This window comes from Flavobacterium sp. T12S277 (genome assembly GCF_048514875.1).
GTDB lineage: Bacteria > Bacteroidota > Bacteroidia > Flavobacteriales > Flavobacteriaceae > Flavobacterium.
Genome location: NZ_JBLYEG010000005.1, coordinates 292,688 through 309,629, shown reverse-complemented (window position 1 = coordinate 309,629; position 16,942 = coordinate 292,688). Strand labels below are relative to the sequence as shown.

Annotated in this window: 16 protein-coding genes; 14 read left to right on the top strand and 2 right to left on the bottom strand. The window is 34.8% G+C overall.

The window, feature by feature from the left end:
• Positions 1 to 128 precede the first annotated feature (128 nt).
• The 8 genes from ACN1CN_RS10580 to ACN1CN_RS10545 all read left to right on the top strand — a co-directional run bounded on the left by ACN1CN_RS10580 (position 129) and on the right by ACN1CN_RS10545 (position 8,960).
• Positions 129 to 2,591, top strand: a complete 2,463-nt coding sequence (locus ACN1CN_RS10580) for an AsmA-like C-terminal region-containing protein (protein WP_419135627.1) — start codon at positions 129 to 131, stop codon at positions 2,589 to 2,591.
• A gap of 451 nt (positions 2,592 to 3,042) precedes the next feature.
• On the top strand, positions 3,043 to 3,264 hold the full coding sequence (locus ACN1CN_RS10575; protein ID WP_419135626.1) for a helix-turn-helix domain-containing protein: 222 nt from the start codon (positions 3,043 to 3,045) through the stop codon (positions 3,262 to 3,264).
• Positions 3,254 to 4,333 carry a DNA cytosine methyltransferase gene (locus ACN1CN_RS10570; RefSeq protein WP_419135625.1) on the top strand — a complete coding sequence of 360 codons (1,080 nt, stop codon included), beginning with the start codon at positions 3,254 to 3,256 and terminating at the stop codon, positions 4,331 to 4,333. Before ACN1CN_RS10575 ends, ACN1CN_RS10570 begins: the two co-directional genes overlap by 11 nt.
• Entirely contained in the window at positions 4,314 to 6,440 is a 2,127-nt protein-coding gene (locus tag ACN1CN_RS10565) for a sensor histidine kinase (RefSeq protein WP_419135624.1), read from the top strand. The genes ACN1CN_RS10570 and ACN1CN_RS10565 overlap by 20 nt, the downstream gene beginning before the upstream one ends.
• Positions 6,441 to 6,445: 5 nt before the next feature.
• The gene (locus ACN1CN_RS10560) at positions 6,446 to 7,048 is read left to right on the top strand and encodes a hypothetical protein (protein WP_419135623.1); all 603 of its coding nucleotides are present in this window, start codon (positions 6,446 to 6,448) and stop codon (positions 7,046 to 7,048) included.
• A complete protein-coding gene (locus ACN1CN_RS10555; protein ID WP_419135622.1) occupies positions 7,041 to 7,649 on the top strand; it encodes a hypothetical protein in 609 nt (202 codons plus the stop codon). The genes ACN1CN_RS10560 and ACN1CN_RS10555 overlap by 8 nt, the downstream gene beginning before the upstream one ends.
• Before the next feature lie 146 nt (positions 7,650 to 7,795).
• Complete coding sequence (locus tag ACN1CN_RS10550) at positions 7,796 to 8,434, top strand: HNH endonuclease (RefSeq protein ID WP_419135620.1); 639 nt, start codon at positions 7,796 to 7,798, stop codon at positions 8,432 to 8,434.
• A gap of 211 nt (positions 8,435 to 8,645) precedes the next feature.
• Positions 8,646 to 8,960: an HPF/RaiA family ribosome-associated protein gene (locus tag ACN1CN_RS10545; RefSeq protein ID WP_264526063.1), complete on the top strand. Its 315-nt coding sequence runs from the start codon at positions 8,646 to 8,648 to the stop codon at positions 8,958 to 8,960.
• 54 nt (positions 8,961 to 9,014) lie between these two features.
• Here the strand turns inward: ACN1CN_RS10545 and ACN1CN_RS10540 are convergent, their stop codons facing one another.
• Positions 9,015 to 9,671, bottom strand: coding sequence for an oxidoreductase (locus tag ACN1CN_RS10540; protein ID WP_419135618.1), 657 nt, complete (start codon positions 9,669 to 9,671; stop codon positions 9,015 to 9,017).
• A 494-nt stretch (positions 9,672 to 10,165) separates the two neighbouring features.
• On the opposite strand from ACN1CN_RS10540, the gene wrbA reads away from it, so the two are divergent.
• The gene (gene wrbA, locus ACN1CN_RS10535) at positions 10,166 to 11,326 is read left to right on the top strand and encodes an NAD(P)H:quinone oxidoreductase (protein ID WP_419135617.1); all 1,161 of its coding nucleotides are present in this window, start codon (positions 10,166 to 10,168) and stop codon (positions 11,324 to 11,326) included.
• A gap of 226 nt (positions 11,327 to 11,552) precedes the next feature.
• On the opposite strand, the gene ACN1CN_RS10530 is transcribed toward wrbA, so the two are convergent.
• Positions 11,553 to 12,221, bottom strand: coding sequence for a hypothetical protein (locus tag ACN1CN_RS10530; RefSeq protein ID WP_419135616.1), 669 nt, complete (start codon positions 12,219 to 12,221; stop codon positions 11,553 to 11,555).
• Positions 12,222 to 12,595: 374 nt separating this feature from the next.
• Between ACN1CN_RS10530 and ACN1CN_RS10525 the strand changes: the two genes are divergently transcribed.
• The 5 genes from ACN1CN_RS10525 to ACN1CN_RS10505 all read left to right on the top strand — a co-directional run bounded on the left by ACN1CN_RS10525 (position 12,596) and on the right by ACN1CN_RS10505 (position 16,875).
• Positions 12,596 to 13,087 (top strand): nuclear transport factor 2 family protein, encoded by a 492-nt coding sequence (locus ACN1CN_RS10525; RefSeq protein WP_419135614.1) that lies wholly within the window; start codon positions 12,596 to 12,598, stop codon positions 13,085 to 13,087.
• A gap of 262 nt (positions 13,088 to 13,349) precedes the next feature.
• A complete protein-coding gene (locus tag ACN1CN_RS10520) occupies positions 13,350 to 14,732 on the top strand; it encodes an ammonium transporter (RefSeq protein ID WP_264526058.1) in 1,383 nt (460 codons plus the stop codon).
• A gap of 295 nt (positions 14,733 to 15,027) precedes the next feature.
• Positions 15,028 to 15,705: a tRNA (guanosine(46)-N7)-methyltransferase TrmB gene (gene trmB / locus ACN1CN_RS10515; RefSeq protein ID WP_173964829.1), complete on the top strand. Its 678-nt coding sequence runs from the start codon at positions 15,028 to 15,030 to the stop codon at positions 15,703 to 15,705.
• Between the two features lie 40 nt (positions 15,706 to 15,745).
• A complete protein-coding gene (locus tag ACN1CN_RS10510; protein ID WP_264526057.1) occupies positions 15,746 to 16,381 on the top strand; it encodes a LysE family transporter in 636 nt (211 codons plus the stop codon).
• Between the two features lie 167 nt (positions 16,382 to 16,548).
• The gene (locus ACN1CN_RS10505; protein ID WP_419135613.1) at positions 16,549 to 16,875 is read left to right on the top strand and encodes an MGMT family protein; all 327 of its coding nucleotides are present in this window, start codon (positions 16,549 to 16,551) and stop codon (positions 16,873 to 16,875) included.
• Positions 16,876 to 16,942: the final 67 nt, after the last annotated feature.

Genomic DNA, 16,942 nt, shown 5'->3' with positions numbered 1-16,942 from the left:
TTGTCATTAATTATATTAATCCGAAAACGCAAAATCATAAGTTTTAACCTACGCAGCTGTGGATTTTATCTTTTTAGAGAAACGTCAGTTTTTTACGTTATCTTTAAAGTTCTTGAAAATTCTTCCAGATGAAAGCTACTTTACTCTACATAAAAAACTTTTTTCAATCGATTCATTTTAAAAAATATGCCAGGCGTTTTTGCTTTTTCGTTCTGGGACTTATTGCTTTACTGCTTATCACTTGTGGTGGATTGTCTGTTTATTTTAATCGGAATAAAACCGAAATTATCGCTAAGATCAACACCAAAATCAATGAAAACATCAACGGAAAATTCCATATTGGCGATTTTCATTATAAATTTCTAACTGGTTTTCCCAATTTTACTTTGGCCTTAAAGGAGGTTGAAGTCAAAGACAATCAGTGGGCCACACACCAGCATACTTTATTAAAGGCTAAAGAAATTGAGGTGCGCCTGAACATTTGGAGTTTGGTACATGACGAAATCAACATTCATAAAATCCTGATCAACGACGCAGCGATTTACGTGTATAAAGCACAAAATGGCTATTCGAATGCCGATATTTTTAAGCCGAAAAAGAAAAAAACACCGGAAAACAAATCGGATACCGAGACTACAATCGACCAGATCGAACTAAACGGAGTCCACTTTACGTTAAACAATCTGCTGGGGCATAAACTGTTTGATTTTGATCTCGAGCGCTTACAGTCAAAAGTAAATTTTGATGGGGACAACTGGCAAACCGATGTTTTTTTAAACACCCAAATTAAAAGCCTTGCCTTTAATACCGTACACGGAAGTTTTGCAAAACAAAAAGAACTCAAAGGTACTTTTTCCGTTTCCTACTCCGCTGCAAATGAAAAAATTGACGTTGTTACCAAAGGCCTGAAAATTGGATCAGATGCTTTTGACATTACCGCTTTTTTTAATCTTGCCAAAGGAAATGCACTTTTCGGAATCAATATTGGGACTACTATTTTATGGCAAAATGCATCCAATTTATTATCGGCAAACATCAGTTCTAAGCTTAACCGATTTAATTTACAAAAACCAATCGATGTTAATTGTGACATCAAGGGCGATTTTAATGCCGAAGGGGACCCCAGAATTGTTGTTCAGGCCATTATCAAAAACAACGAACTGAGCATTCCGGACGGATTGATTAAAAACTGCCACTTCAAAGGGATTTTCACCAATAATTTCAAACCTACAGCCGGTTATAACGATGCTAATTCGGCTATTATTTTAACGAATTTTGCGGGCGAATACGAAAATATTCCGCTCACGATTCCGCAATTGTCCATCAATAATCTCGAAAAACCACTGGCTACCGGAAACGTAAGTTCTGATTTTGATATCGAAAGGCTCAACGAAATAAGCAACGACAAATGGATTCAGTTTACGGCAGGTCACGCCAAAGCCAACTTAAAATTTCAGTTTGATATTGTCGATTTGTACATTACGAAACCTCGTTTTATTGGTAAAATAGATGTCGATGACGCTTCTTTTCATTATATTCCAAAAAATGTTCATGCCGTTAAAACTAATATTCACCTTGACTTTACCGAGAAAGCTTTACTGATCAAGCAAATTGCCTACAAACACAATAAGAATACGATTTTCGTAGAAGGAAAAATTGACAATTTCCTCAACCTCTATTATGATGCTCCCGAAAAAATGGTCGTAAACTGGAAGATCTATTGCCCAAATATTGATTTGAAACAATTTCTGGGCGTTTTAGCGACTTCTCAAAAAGTAAAAGCCACAGCCAAAACCACCAAAAAACCAACTATTTCAAATCATCTACGAACGGTAATCGACAGATGTGTGGTGGTCATCGACATCAAAGCCGATAAAATCAATTACAACAAATTAACCGCAACCAATACTACGGCTACGGTACAAATGATCGATTCGAGACTGGTCATTAAAAACGGTTCTCTGCAAACTTCGGGCGGAAGCATCACCTTTAACAGTGAAGTAAAACCAAGCGGAAAAAACTTCGCTTTTAGCTCAAACGCCAACGTAAATCGGGTTGATATTGCGAGTTTTTTAAAGTCGTTCAACAACTTCGGAATTCAGTCTTTTAGTCCCGGTAATATCAAAGGAAAGCTAAGCAGTCAGGCCAATGTAACCGGATTCATTAACGGCAATGGCGAATTGATCACCAATTCGATGCACGGCAATCTGACTTTCAACGTCAATCAGGGCGCTTTGTTAAACTTTGAACCTATTGTGAAAATTGGCAAGTTTGCTTTTCCATTCCGCGATGTCAAGAATATTACGTTTAGTGATTTATCCGGCACACTAAAATTGCGCGGAGAGCAGGTCGATGTAAATAATTTCACCATTAGTTCGAGTGTTTTAAACCTTGATGCCGAAGGTGTTTACTCTTTTGGGCGAGGCACCAACCTTGCTCTCACCATCCCCCTCCGAAACTCCAAAAACGACATCAAAATCGCCACCAAAGCCGAACGCGATGCCGTCCGCGAACGCGGAATCGTCTTACATCTAATGGCACTCGACGACGAAGGAAAAATGAAAATTAAATGGGGGAAGAGGGATAATTAGTTTTTTATCACATTCTTTCAACGCAATCTTGTCATTTCGATCGAAGAGAGGCCCGAGCGATAGCGAATTGACGTAGCAAATCATACAAGTAACTCGACAAAGATTTGCCACTCTGAGCGAAATCGAACAGTCATTTGCAACTTGAAATTTGTGATTTAAAATATTGTAATTTGAATATCCAGGAGCTATTTACTTCGTCAGTTCGCTTTGGCTCGTGTCCTGGTGTCCACTATATCTTTTGCGGTGAACCCCACCGCAAAAGGATACCGTTCCAATCAGGGCTAGGGGTTTTGGCTTTCATGAGAAGTTTAGAAATATTAAATAACTCGGGGCAGAAATGATTGGCGTTTTTTTATCGATTTTTTGAAAGAAAAACGCATCAATATTCCAATATGGAATACCCAGATTAAAATAAGAATATTGCTATATGGAATATTGAAAAAAAATCCTGATGAATGAAAAAAAAATCAATCAATTTATTTCGCACCAATTAGTAAAAGCACGAGAAGAAATGGGCTACACACAAATGCAGGTGCAACAAGATAAGATTATTAATCAAAGTAATTTGTCTAAAATTGAAAATGGTGCAAAAAGAATTAGTGCCGCTAAACTTTTTGTTCTAGCAAATTATTATAAAAAACCAATTACTTTTTTCTACATAAATGAAATCTAAAAAAAAACTTTTTGCAATTGATATCTTTAGCGGAGCTGGTGGAATGAGCATTGGAGCATCTATGACTGGAATCGAAGTTGCTGTTGCTGTAGAATATGATACACATGCTGCTGCAACTTTTAAGGCAAATCATCCAAACTCTGAAATAATTACGAAAGACATAAGAGAAGTTACATTTGACAAAAAATATAAAAATCCTTTTTTACTTTTTGGAGGACCACCGTGTCAAGGTTTTTCAACTTCAAATACTAAAACACGTAATTCAGAAAACACAAATAATTCATTATTTCATGAATATATTAGACAAGTTAAGGAGTTAACTCCGGAATGGTTTGTTTTTGAAAATGTTGAAGGAATCAAATCATTTGAAAAAGGAACTGTCATTACTAAACTAGAAGAAGAATTTGAAAAATTAGGTTATAAAACTAAATGGAATGTGTTAACAGCTTCTGATTACGGTGTTCCACAAAATAGAAATAGATTTTTCATGATTGGAAATAGATTGGACGTTGATTTTATATTTCCTGAAAAACATGAAAAAACCGTCACCGTAAATGAAGCTATTGAAGATTTACCTAAATTAAAAAATGGTGATTTTCATGATATTTTAGATTACAAAAAAATTGAGCCCAATTCATATGCAAAACTTATGAGAGGTGCTTCTGAGAAAGTATCACAAAACTATGTTTCAAAAAATAAAGAATATGTTTTAGAGAGATATAAACATATTAAACCAGGTCAAAATTGGCAAGCAATTCCTGAAGAGTTGATGAAAAATTATAAAAATACAAAAAATTGCCATAGTGGTATTTATAAAAGACTAGATCCAAATATTCCTTCCGTTGTTATAGCTAATTATAGAAAAAACATGTTAATTCATCCTTTTGAAAATAGAGGTCTATCAGTCAGAGAAGCCGCCAGAATTCAAAGCTTTCCAGATAATTTCGAATTTAAAGGGAATATTTCATTTCAACAACAACAAATAGGAAATGCAGTTCCTCCATTATTAGCCAAAGCTATTTTTGAACAAATTATTAAATTAACACCTAATGGCAAAAACAAAAAATGAAGATAAATTCTTAAAGTTTAACTTCGATGTAAGTGCATTTAGACTTTTAGGAAGAGAATTAATAACAGATAGAATAACTGCACTATTTGAATTAGTTAAAAATTCTTATGATTCAAACGCAAATACTGCCACAATAGAATTTATAAACATTAATCCTCTAAGCAAAGAATCGAAAATTATAATCCGTGATGATGGATTTGGCATGGATTATAGTGACATAAAAAATAGATGGATGGTAATTGGAACGAGTAGCAAACGAAGAGAAAGAACAACTCCTGAACCATACAATAGAATAGTTTCAGGAAAAAAAGGTATCGGCCGATTCGCAGTTGATAAACTTGGCGCAAAATTAATTTTAAAAACAAAGAAAAAAGGCACTAATAAATTATTTTGTTTAGAAACTGATTGGGTTAATTATTCAAAAATTGAAAATAGCCAGATGTCTTTAAATTTTGAAGATTCAAAAGATTTTTTTACAGATATTAAAAATAGATATTGGTTAGAAGATGGAGAAATTGATTCACAAGGAACTAGTCTTGAAATATCCGGAATAGAAGAAGAATGGTCAGAAAAAGATATAGATAGAGCTTATAAAGAATTATCAAAGCTCATATCTCCAAACAATGATAGTAAGTTATATCCATTTCACATAAATATAAAATCAGAATATGAAAAGTATAAAAATGTTTTTATTAAACCTCAAATAATTGATTTTGCAAGTTTAAAATTTGAACTATCTTTTAATTTAGAAAATAATACTCAAGAAATATTACAATTTAAAAATAATCAATTAAATATAATTAATGTTCCCATAAGAGATTGTGGTCCTTTAAAAACCACAATATATTATTTTGACAGATTAGCAAAAGATAAATATAAAAAGCATTTCAATGTTGAAATCGACGGTATTAAGATATATCGAGATGGATTAATAACAACTCCATTTGCAGAATATGTAGATACTCAAAACGAACAGAAAGACATATTAGGTCTTGATAAGAGAAGATGGTCAGGTTTTTTTGATAGACTTGGAACAAGAGATTTACTAGGTTATATAGAAATAACAGATAAATCAAACCCCTTTATTGTTGAATCTACTAATAGGCAAGGATTTGTAGACAACAAACAGTTCTATCAACTTAAGAAATTCGTCATTGAGCAGATTCAACAAATTGAAAATTTTTTAAAGAATCAAAGAAACTCTTCAAGAGAAACTACTAAATCTGGATTAAGTGGAGCAAGTGACAATATAAAAGATTTAAAAAGTGATATTTCTAAAATTAAAAATTCTTCAAGCCCTGAAGTAAAAGAAGTTTTAACTAACATTGAAAAAAACCTTACAAAATTACAAGGAACGGTTAATAAGAGTATTAATGATTTTAACAAATCAGAAGAAGAGAAAAAACAAATTGAAAATCTTTTATTTAGTTTAGTTTCTTTACAAACTTTTGCCGCAATGTTTTCTCATATGGCAAAGCATACTATTGGTCATATTATTACAAGTGCTGAATATTTCAATAACAATTTTCCAAATCCAAAATTAGAAGATAGATTTTTAAAAATTTCTAAAAAAATCTATTCTGAAATGATGAAATTAAGAACTGGAGTCGACTTTATGCTTAAATATGCTAAATCAGATAGCGATTTTGAGGAAATAAGTATTAAAGAATTAATTGAAAATCTTTTTAATAATATTTATGAAGATATTTTATCAAAAGAAAAAATACAAACAGAAATAATCTTAGATAAAGATTTAATTTTAAATTACAATAGAAAGGCAATTGAAGATATATTAGATAATTTAATTTCAAATTCTATAAAAGCACTGAAACATCAGACTAATAAAAAAATAAAATGTATTGGAATTGTAAATAAGAATGATTTTACTTTAATTTTTTCTGATAATGGATCGGGGATTGAAGAGCAAGATAAATATAGAATATTTGACATATTTTTTACAACAACAGCTGAAGAAGGCGGGGCAGGAATGGGACTTTATATGACTAAAACTCGAATTGAAGCAATGGGTGGAGAAATTGAAGTTATAGAAAATGAATTTAAACCTACAGGCGCTTCTTTTAAAATCATATTACCTTTTAAAAAATAACAATTATGGAAGTAACATTTGTAGTTATTGATGATACAATTTCAATTAAAGAACATCCTTTACTCTATACTTTAGAAGATAGGGGTTTTAATATTTTGTTTTTTTTGAAGCCGGAAGAAGGTTTACATTTCATTATGAATCATTTGGAACTAAATATGATTGTTCTTTTAGATATTCAATTTTCTGCAACAGATCTTGAAAATGGTCATTCAATTTTGAAAAAAATAAATGAAAAGTCAGAATTAATTCCTGTAATCCTTTGGAGCGGTATAAATGAAACAGAGGAATCATTCAGTGATTTTATTAATAATAATGCGTCAGGTTTTATTAGGAAAGACTCAACAATTCAAGAGTCATTAATCGTAATTGAAAAAGCATTAAATTTTCTAAAAACAAGTCTAGATAACATAATTGAAGATTGGATAATTCAAAAACCTGAAGATAAGGATATTCCAGTTTTTTTTACTGCTAATGGATTATCCTTATCGCTAAATCAAATTTTGTATGAAATAAGGAACCAAACTGATTTAGGAAAATCTTTTTCCAAAAAACTAAATCAGCTAACAATACATTTATTACTTCGTAAACTAGAAAAATTAAATGATTGATATTCTTTTAGCTTTTGACAACGACGACATTACTGCTGGAACATTTTTAACAGAATGTCGTGATGATATATTGAATTTTTTTAATGGTAAATTTTTTCCTTTATCTGTTATTAATAGTAACGAACTAAATGAAAAGTACATTAACATAAGTACTATTGATTTAAAGTCATTCATTTTTGTAACGTATTGTCATGGTAATGAAACTTGCTTGGCAGAAGGAGGAGCTAATATTTTTCTTTCAGAAACAATCAATATCACGAATTTTTCTAATACTTTTTTTTATACTGTTTCATGTAGTAGTGGACATACACTTGGACATGAGTTGGTGAAAAATGGTTGTCAAAGTTTTTTTGGATATAAGAATCAATTTAATTTTTACTCAGGTTTTTCCTGTTTTCAGGAATGTGCGAATTATGGTTTATTTCTTTTTATTAACGGTATGCCTACTGACGATGTTTATTCACAAATGCTCCAGCATTATGATGACCAGATCAAAAAGGTTTATAAAACAAATTCATTTATAGCTTCATTATTGTTGGATAATAGGGACGCACTTGTTAAAATTGGAAACAATATAACCATAAATGATTTAATAATTTGAACAAGCAGAAAAACCTCTGGACTAGTGAAGATTTAATACTTGCTTTTAACTTGTATCTCAAATTGCCTTTTGGGAAAATGAATAAAAGTACACCTGCGATAATTCAACTTGCAAACTTAATTGAGAGAACACCAAGTTAGATAAGCATGAGATTAGGAAATTTTGCAAGTGTTGATCCTTATCATCAAGAGAGAGGAGTTGGAGGTTTAAAAAACGGAATGAACCAAGTTCAACCAATTTGGGATGAATTTTACAATAATCAGGAAGATTTAATCTTCTTAAGTGAAGACATACTTGCTAAAGAAGAGAATACATCAATTGAAAAGAAGTTTGAAGATATCCTTTTCGACATAAAAGATCTAAAAGGACAAGACATTATTAGAGCTGTAAGAACTAGAGTGAACCAATCTGTTTTTAGGCAAATGGTTTTGTCCAATTATGATAATAAATGTTCAATCACAGGAATTGACATTCCTGAATTATTATTCGCCAGCCATATAATCCCTTGGTCTAAGAATGAAGAACATCGTCTAAATCCTGAAAACGGGATTTGTTTTTCAGTGCTTTATGATAAAGCATTTGACAAAGGTTTGATTGGGATAAATACGAACCATGAAATAATCTTTTCTGATTCAATTAAAAAGAAAAAAGAAACTGAGTTCTTCAACAGATATTTTGCTTCAATTGAGAATCAAAAAATTAATGTCGCTCAAAAGTATTCTCCGAGAAAGGAATTTCTTGAATATCATTTAGACACAATTTTCAACAAACAAACGATCTCGTAAAAAAAGCCACTTCACAGTTACATTTCTATTAGGATTCTTCAATTTTAGGAAGGACAAACTTTGCGGAATCTCTGGTGTGATTCCTCGTTCCTCGGAATGGCAAACCGAGCGCAAAAAAAGCACAATTAATTTCTTAATGTTTTATTAACCTACTTGTGTTTTTACTTAAAAAAAGATAGCTTTGAGAAACAATCATTAAATATAAACCCATATGAAAATTCAGATCAATACCGACAAGAACATCGAAGGACACGAAAGATTAGAAGCTTATTTCTCTGGCGAATTAGAAAAAGGTTTAGCGCGTTTTGAGGAAAAAATAACCCGCGTCGAAGTACATTTTGGCGATGAAAACGGAGAGAAATTTAGCTTAAACGATAAAAAATGTGTGATTGAAGTTCGTACTGCAAAATTACAACCAGTAACTGTTACAGAACATGCCGATACACTCGAAAGAGCTTTTAGTGGTGCATTGGCGAAGGCAAAAAAATCTCTTACTACTACTTTCGAAAAAATGAAAGCGTATTAATTTATATCCCATCCATAAAAAAGGCCTTATCTCTAATCCGGATAGGGCCATTTTTTATTTTAGCAAAGCCGTCATTTCTGCCCAATGCAATATTTTTACTTTCTGATCTAATTGCGCTGCACTTTTTACCATTGCTTTGGCGATATCTTCGGCCTCTATTCCTTTGTATTTGCTTAGCCCTCCTACAAACAACGGGTTGATCAATTTGAATATTCCAATGAATAGTTTTTCCATCGGTCGGCTTTCTTTTCGGTCTCCTAAAATCATCGACGGACGAAAAATATAAGTATGTTCTAAATTCAGGCTGATGATCCCCTGTTCGGTTTCCCCTTTTAATTTGGTATAAAATATAGATGATTTTGCATTTGCACCAAGTGCCGAAACCAGAAAAACAGCTTTTGCTCCGTTTTCTTTCGCCAGTTTTGCTGCCAAAATCGGGTAGTCGTGATCTATTTGATAGTATAACTTTCTATCGGGCGTTTTCTTTTGCGTGGTACCGAGAGCGATAAAAACTTCATCGGCCTGAATGTCTTTCACCACTTTGGATAAGGAATTAAAATCAGCTATAAGCGTTTTTAGCTTTGGATGCTGGATGTTTAAATCTTTCCTTACTACAATTATTACTTGCTCATAGTTGTCATTGTTCAACAAATTTTCGAGAATATAAGAGCCAACTAGCCCGCTTGCTCCATACAGAATTGCTTTTTTCATAAGTAAGGCGATTTGTTTGCTCGAAGTTAATTTTTTTTGCCACAGATTTCACAGATTAGAATGATTACTTTTTTTTTCTCGCAGATTGAGCAGATTTTTTTAATCTTTTAAACTAAAACTCCAGCGGAGTGTTATATCTATAGCTAATTTTAGTATGCGCTATTATAATCCAGCTCCGGCGGAGCGACATATAATTTTTAGTACGATTCCATATGTCACCCCGATGGGGTTCTGTTGATGTGTATTTTTTAATTTCCTATAAATTTATCGCCCCGCTGGAGCTCTAAATATATAGTTTCGATTTTTTTTATAAATATATTCGTCAGGATGGGATTTAAAATAAATTATACCCAAAAATCTTAATTAAGATAATAATAACGCTTTTTGATATTGTAAGAAGTAATTTTGCAATCCCAAAAGAGGAACTTGGTTTTTGAAATAGAACAAGTTTCTTAATTGAGATTATCCATTACAAATTATTAAAAATTACCCTCATGAAAAAGCAATTACTCGTATTATTAATCGCAGTATTTATAGGCTTTGGCGTAAATGCGCAAGTAAAATCATCTGAAACAAATGTGCTGGTTTTGATTTATTCTCAAAATGGCGGAACTTATAAAATGGGCAAGTCTATTGCCGAAGGAGTTCAGGAGTATCCAAATACAAAAGCAATTTTAAAACGTATTCCTTCTATCAATCCGAAAGAAAAATTGAATGCTGATGTAGAGAAATTACCAATTGCAACTATCGAAGAGCTTGCAAATTATGACGGAATCGCTTTTGGAAGCCCTGTTCATTTTGCTAATATCAGTGCCGATATGAATCACTTCTTCGGTCAGAGTATTCCGCTTTGGACTTCAAGGTCTTTAGAAGGAAAACCAGCCACTGTGTTTATGTCGGCAGGATCGGGAGCAGGAAAAGAAGCTGCGATTTTATCGTTTTGGAATATTCTTGCGTCTCACGGAATGGTGATCGTGCCTACCGGGATTATGGGAACAGCTACGTTAGACAAAATGGTTCCGCAAGGAAATACCCCGTTTGGCGCTACTTCATTGGCAGGATCTGTTGGAACACGTCCGTCACAAAGCGAATTGAATTTGGCTAAAGAACAAGGGAAAGCGTTGGCCAGAGTAGCTTCGGGATTGAGAAATACAGAAAGTGGTAAAGTGGTAAAAACAACTACCGTTGACGTTAAAAACGATATCAACAAAACATTAAAAGACAATAATATTGTACTTCCTGAAGCTCCTAAACCTGTTGGAAATTATGTTCCGTTTACGATTTCAGATCATAAAGTATACGTTAATCAGGTGGCTTTAAAGGACGGTAAGATTTTGAATCCGGGTAAAGTTGGCGCAACGGTTACTGATGATCAGGCAAAAGAAGCTACCTACCAAACGATGCTAAATGTAATTGCAGTTTTAAAAGAGGCTTGCGGTGGCGATTTGAACAAAGTAAAACAATGTGTACAGTTGACCGGATATTTTAATACCACTCCAGAATATACACAACATGCAGCCCTTATGAATTCGGCTTCAAACCTGACGGCTTTGGTTTTTGGAGAAAAAGGAAAACACGCCAGAGCAACCATTGGAGCGGCTTCGTTACCGATAAATTCGGCTGTTGAAATTCAGGCGATTTTTGAAATTGAGTAAAAGAATCTTTATAGATTGTTATCCTTCGACTACACTCAGGAGGACAAAATTAGAGTGAAAACTGAGACTGAAAACTGTTTTTCGCGTGAGGGATAGAGCTAAGCTACCGAAGTAGCAGCGAAAGCCCGACAGCAATATAAAAAGGGGCGACTAAGCGATTGCAATAGTCAGCCCCTTTTTATATTGGTGGCACGCCCAGATTATGATTTACACTATCCCGGCTTTCTTATGATTTTGGTAACGGTGCCCCTACTGCAATATCGCAGCGGTGTCCCGGTTTTCCGTGTGCCGGATTCTTTCCATCTGCCACAGCGGTTTGTTCTGTACTCAACAAAGCCGGAACAGCATTATCTGTTGCAGGCGGTGTTACGGTAAAGGTTTGCGAAGTAGTTCCACTTTGAGCTGTATTGGCAGCTGCCGGTTGCTTAGCCGCAGGAGAGTTTAAAGGTGCTCCAACCGGAATATCACAGCGGTGTCCGGGTTGTCCGTGTGCCGGATTCATTCCTTTGGCCACTTTTGCCGGTGTAGTAGTGGTTGTAGTTACTATATTCTGCTGACCCGGTTTTACCTGAACCGTTTGTGCTGGCTGCACAGTTGTTGTTTGTCCTTGTGTCGGAGCCGAGTTTAATGGCGCACCAACCGCAATGTCACAGCGATGTCCGGGTTGCCCGTGTGCCGGATTCATTCCGCCATTGGCACTCAAAACCGTATTTGGATTTGCAGCTGCAGCTGCAGGAGCCTGCGCAACTGAATTTACTTTTGTCGTGTCTTTTGCCAATCCCAGTTTTACCAATTCAGAATTTGGGGTATTTTCCTGAGGCTCTAATTCCTTTTTACAGGAGGTTAAAAAAATTGAGGAGAGGACCAATGAGGTGATGAGTATTTTTGGATTCATGATGTATCGATTTTAAAGCTATCAAATATACTAAATCATCTTATACCATATAAGTGATGTACGATAATTTACGTTTTGCTTGGTGATTTGGGCTCGCAAAGACGCGAATACGCAAAGTTAATGTTTCGTGCAGGTTTTAAAATAAAAACGTTGCGGAATTACTTGCGAAGATTTGCTTCGCCTGTTCGCTATCGCTCGGGTCTCCTTCGTCGAAATGACAAACGGTGCGTTTAATCCTTTTTAAGTTTTCTCTTTAAATAAAAAACTTTGCACCTCTGCATCTTTGTACCTTTGTCCCTCTGTCCCTCTGTCCCTCTGTCCCTCTGCACCTTTCAAAGAATATTTGTTATCTTTAAATCCAAAACAAACCTCTTATGAAAAAATCAATCTTACTATTATTATTTGTTACTGTTTTTGCAAACGCGCAAACTTCCGAAAAAGACAAAGTCAACCAAACTATCGATGCCTGGCACAAAGCAGCTGGTGAGGTAAAATTTGACGCCTATTTTAATTTAATGGCTGATGATGCGATTTTCATTGGCACTGATGCTACAGAAAACTGGAACAAAAAAGATTTTAAAGTTTGGGCGAAACCTTATTTTGACAAAGGAACTGCCTGGAATTTTACGGCTTTAGAGCGTCATATCTTTTTTGACAAAACCGGAAAAATTGCCTGGTTTGACGAGTTGCTTAACACTCAAATGAAAATTTGCCGCGGATCGGGAGTTTTGGTTAAAGTAGGGAAAGACTGGAAAATACAACATTATGTTTTATCGATGACGGTTCCTAATGAAGAAGTGAATGCTGCGATCAAAATTAAGGCTCCACTTGAAGACGTTTTGATTGCAAAGCTTCAAAAAAAATAAACATTTTTGGGTTTTCTTTTTATAATTCTAACTTTTCTAGCGCTTTAGAGAATGTAGTGGTGATTTCATTATAATGCAATTGGCAATTTTACCCATTTTTGAGAAGGGCAAAATAAGATACTCTCAAAAAAACGGGTCAGACTTTGCAGAATTGACTAAAATAAAAACTATACCCTTATTTTTAAAGCCTTAAAAAGAAGAATATTCATTTTTTCATAACTTTGACCCTATAAAAAATAGGGTTAAATAAAGTATTTGAAAAATGAAAATAGAAAAACGCTGGATCATTTCCTTTATTATTATAAGTATTGTATGTATTACAGGGGCCTTTTGGCCAACTGTAACCGAAAATAGTTATGTATTAGCTGAATTTGGCACAACCGATCATATCGTTCCTGCCGATGTTGCCTGGATGTTAACCTCCTGCTGTCTGGTTTTGATCATGACTCCGGGATTATCCTTTTTTTACGGCGGAATGGTGGGCAAGAAAAATGTGATTTCGACCATGCTGCAGAGTTTTATCTGCTTAGGGGTTGTAACGCTTTTGTGGGTTGTGGTTGCCTTTAGTCTGGCTTTTGGCGATCCCGTAGGTCTTAACCTCGGAGGTCATTTTTATAGTTTTTTTGGAAACCCAACTACTTTTGCTTTTATGGATTATGTGGGGGTTTTGCCTCATAAACAATTGGCCAGCACAATTCCGTTTATGCTTTTTGCCTTGTTTCAAATGAAGTTTGCGATTATCGCTCCGGCAATTATTACCGGATCCTTTGCCGAGCGCGTTCGTTTTATATCGTATTTACTTTTTATCAGTTTGTTTACCATTTTTATTTATGCACCATTGTGCCATTCCGTTTGGTATCCAACAGGTATTTTAGGAAGTTATTTTGGCGTAAAAGATTTCGCCGGAGGAACAGTGGTACACATGAGTTCCGGATTTGCCGCTTTGGCTGGTGTTCTGGTTCTGGGTAAAAGAAAAAACAAACAGCATATTCCCACCAACATTCCCTTTGTATTATTAGGAACCGGAATGTTATGGTTTGGGTGGTTCGGATTCAACGCCGGCTCGGCTCTTGCGGCCAACGGAACGGCCGCTATGGCTTTTGCAACCACTACAACCTCATCGGCAGCAGCCATGCTGACCTGGGTTTTCTTTGATAGAATGAACGGCAGAAAAGTGTCGGCTCTTGGCGCCTGTATTGGAGCTGTTGTAGGTTTGGTGGCCATAACACCGGCTGCGGGATTTGTATCGGTTCCTGAAAGTATGTTTTTTGGATTTGTAACAGCCTTGGTTTCTAATTCGGTTGTAAATTGTCGTTTCTCGAAAAAATTTGATGATACACTTGACGTTTTTGCTTGTCATGGTGTAGGGGGAATTATGGGAATGATTTTGACCGCCGTTTTTGCTCATGGCGAGGACGCAAGTTTACTGCATGGCGGCTGGAATGTATTTGCACACCATATGATGGCATTGGTTTTGGTTTCAATTTTTACTTTTTTCGGAGCGTATTTTCTCTTCAAAGTGACCAATTTTATTATTCCGCTGCGTGTTTCCGAAGAAAACGAACATATTGGACTGGATTTATCCCAACACGATGAAACGCTTGACCCTAAATTAAAAGCTATTACTGAAGTCCATTACGGTTAATTCTTTTACCACAGATAAATGGATTAAAAAGATTTTTTATGTTTTAAAACTTAAAAAAGCCTTGCTCAATCTGTGTCTTCGCGATAGCGAATCGGTTTGATCCGTGTACAAAGGTCACGCAAAATCAGACGCTGATTATACGGGTTTGCTATCGCAAAAACGCTGATAAAAACGGATTCTTTCTAAAAATTTAAAACTTGAAGAATTCTCAAAATTTGCAACAAAAAATTTAAAAACATACGACCTGTATTCAATTCGTTTATATTCCTTAATTTTGCTGAAAATTTTTGTAAAAGTGGGAAGTAAAAATAAACTAAAAAGATTCAGAGAAAACGAAACATTTCAAAACGTTTTTCAACCAACCAGAGAAGAAGTTGTAGGTGATTTAATGCCTTTGAAAGGAAAATGGAATTCTGATTTCTTTAAAAATGACAATCCATTAGTTTTAGAATTAGGATGTGGAAAAGGAGAATATTCTGTTGGATTAGCAGAAAGATATCCAAACAAAAATTTTATTGGAATTGATATTAAAGGAGCCCGTTTCTGGAGAGGTGCTAAGACCGCTGTAGAAAACGGATTACACAATGTTGCATTTGTTCGAACTCAAATCGAATTGATCAATCATATTTTTGCAGACCATGAGGTAGACGAAATCTGGATTACTTTTCCGGATCCGCAAATCAAATACAAAAGAACAAAACACCGTATGACCAATTCGGAGTTTTTGAAGTTGTATAAAAAAATCCTCAAAAAAGACGGAGTCGTAAACTTAAAAACCGACAGTGAATTTATGCACGGTTACACACTGGGATTACTTCACGGCGAAGGTCACGAGGTTTTATATGCCAACCACAATGTCTATAAAAACGAAGGAAGCCCGGAAGAGGTTACTGCATTCCAGACTTTTTATGAGAAACAATATTTAGAAATTAACAAGGCAATTACGTATATTCGTTTCAAAATTAAAGACTAATTTAATTTAAAAACGTTTTTCAAACCCATTAAACAACTGAATGGCATTACTTACCCCATTACTTTCAGGTTTTCTTGCCGCTTTCATTGGGATTATTCCTCCAGGTCTGATCAACATGACTGCAGCCAAAGTAAATTTGAAAGAGGGTAAAAAGAATGCCTTATGGTTTGTTGCCGGGGCTGTACTGGTGATCTTTTTTCAGGTTTCTATAGCCGTTTTATTTGCGCAGGTGATCGACAATCGACCGGATGTGGTGACCTTGTTGCGTGAAGTAGGATTTGCTATTTTCTCGGTTTTGACGATTTACTTTTTGTTTATCGCGAAAGAACCCAAAGCCAAAAAATCAAAGATTAAAAAGAGCAGTAAAAAAAGCCGTTTCTTTTTGGGAATGCTGCTTTCCGGACTGAACTTTTTTCCAATTCCGTATTATGTGGTAGTGAGTATTACACTCGCTTCTTACCACCTTTTTGTATTCGAAAACAACATTATTTTTACCTTTGTATTCGGATCTGTTTTAGGCTCATTTGCTGCTTTGTACAGCTACATCGGTTTCTTTGGAAGAATCGAAAAGAAAACAGATTATCTGATGCGAAACATGAATACGATTATTGGAAGCATCACAGGATTAATAGCGCTACTAACGCTTTTTAATATTTTGAATTATTATTTTAGTTAGAAAAATTATAGAGCACTAATCAAAAAGATTTCTTTTTATTACGCTTATAAAATTTCAAAATGATTAATTTTATCATGATGAAAATACTATAATTTTCATGCCGATGCACTAATAAAGCGGACAAAAAAATCCCTTTAATCCTTTTAATCTGTGGCAAAAACCAATCTATGGCTGAAGATAATTTTTTTGAAAGAGTTTATGAGATTGCCAGGCAAATTCCGCACGGAAAAGTAACTTCATATGGTGCAATTGCCAAAGCTTTAGGCACCGCCCGCTCTGCCCGAATGGTAGGCTGGGCAATGAACGCCTGTCATAACAGAGATGATGTTCCGGCACATCGTGTGGTTAACCGAAAAGGTCTTCTGACCGGTAAACATCATTTTGATGGAACCAATCTAATGCAGCAGCTACTCGAAAACGAGGGCATCGAAGTGATAGACAATCAGATTATAGATTTTGAAAAACACTTCTGGCAACCCAAAATCGAACTTTAAAGTTTTTTAACCGCAAGGAACGCAAAGAAAGCGCAAGGGACGCAAAATTTAGTCCCAAACGGCTCTG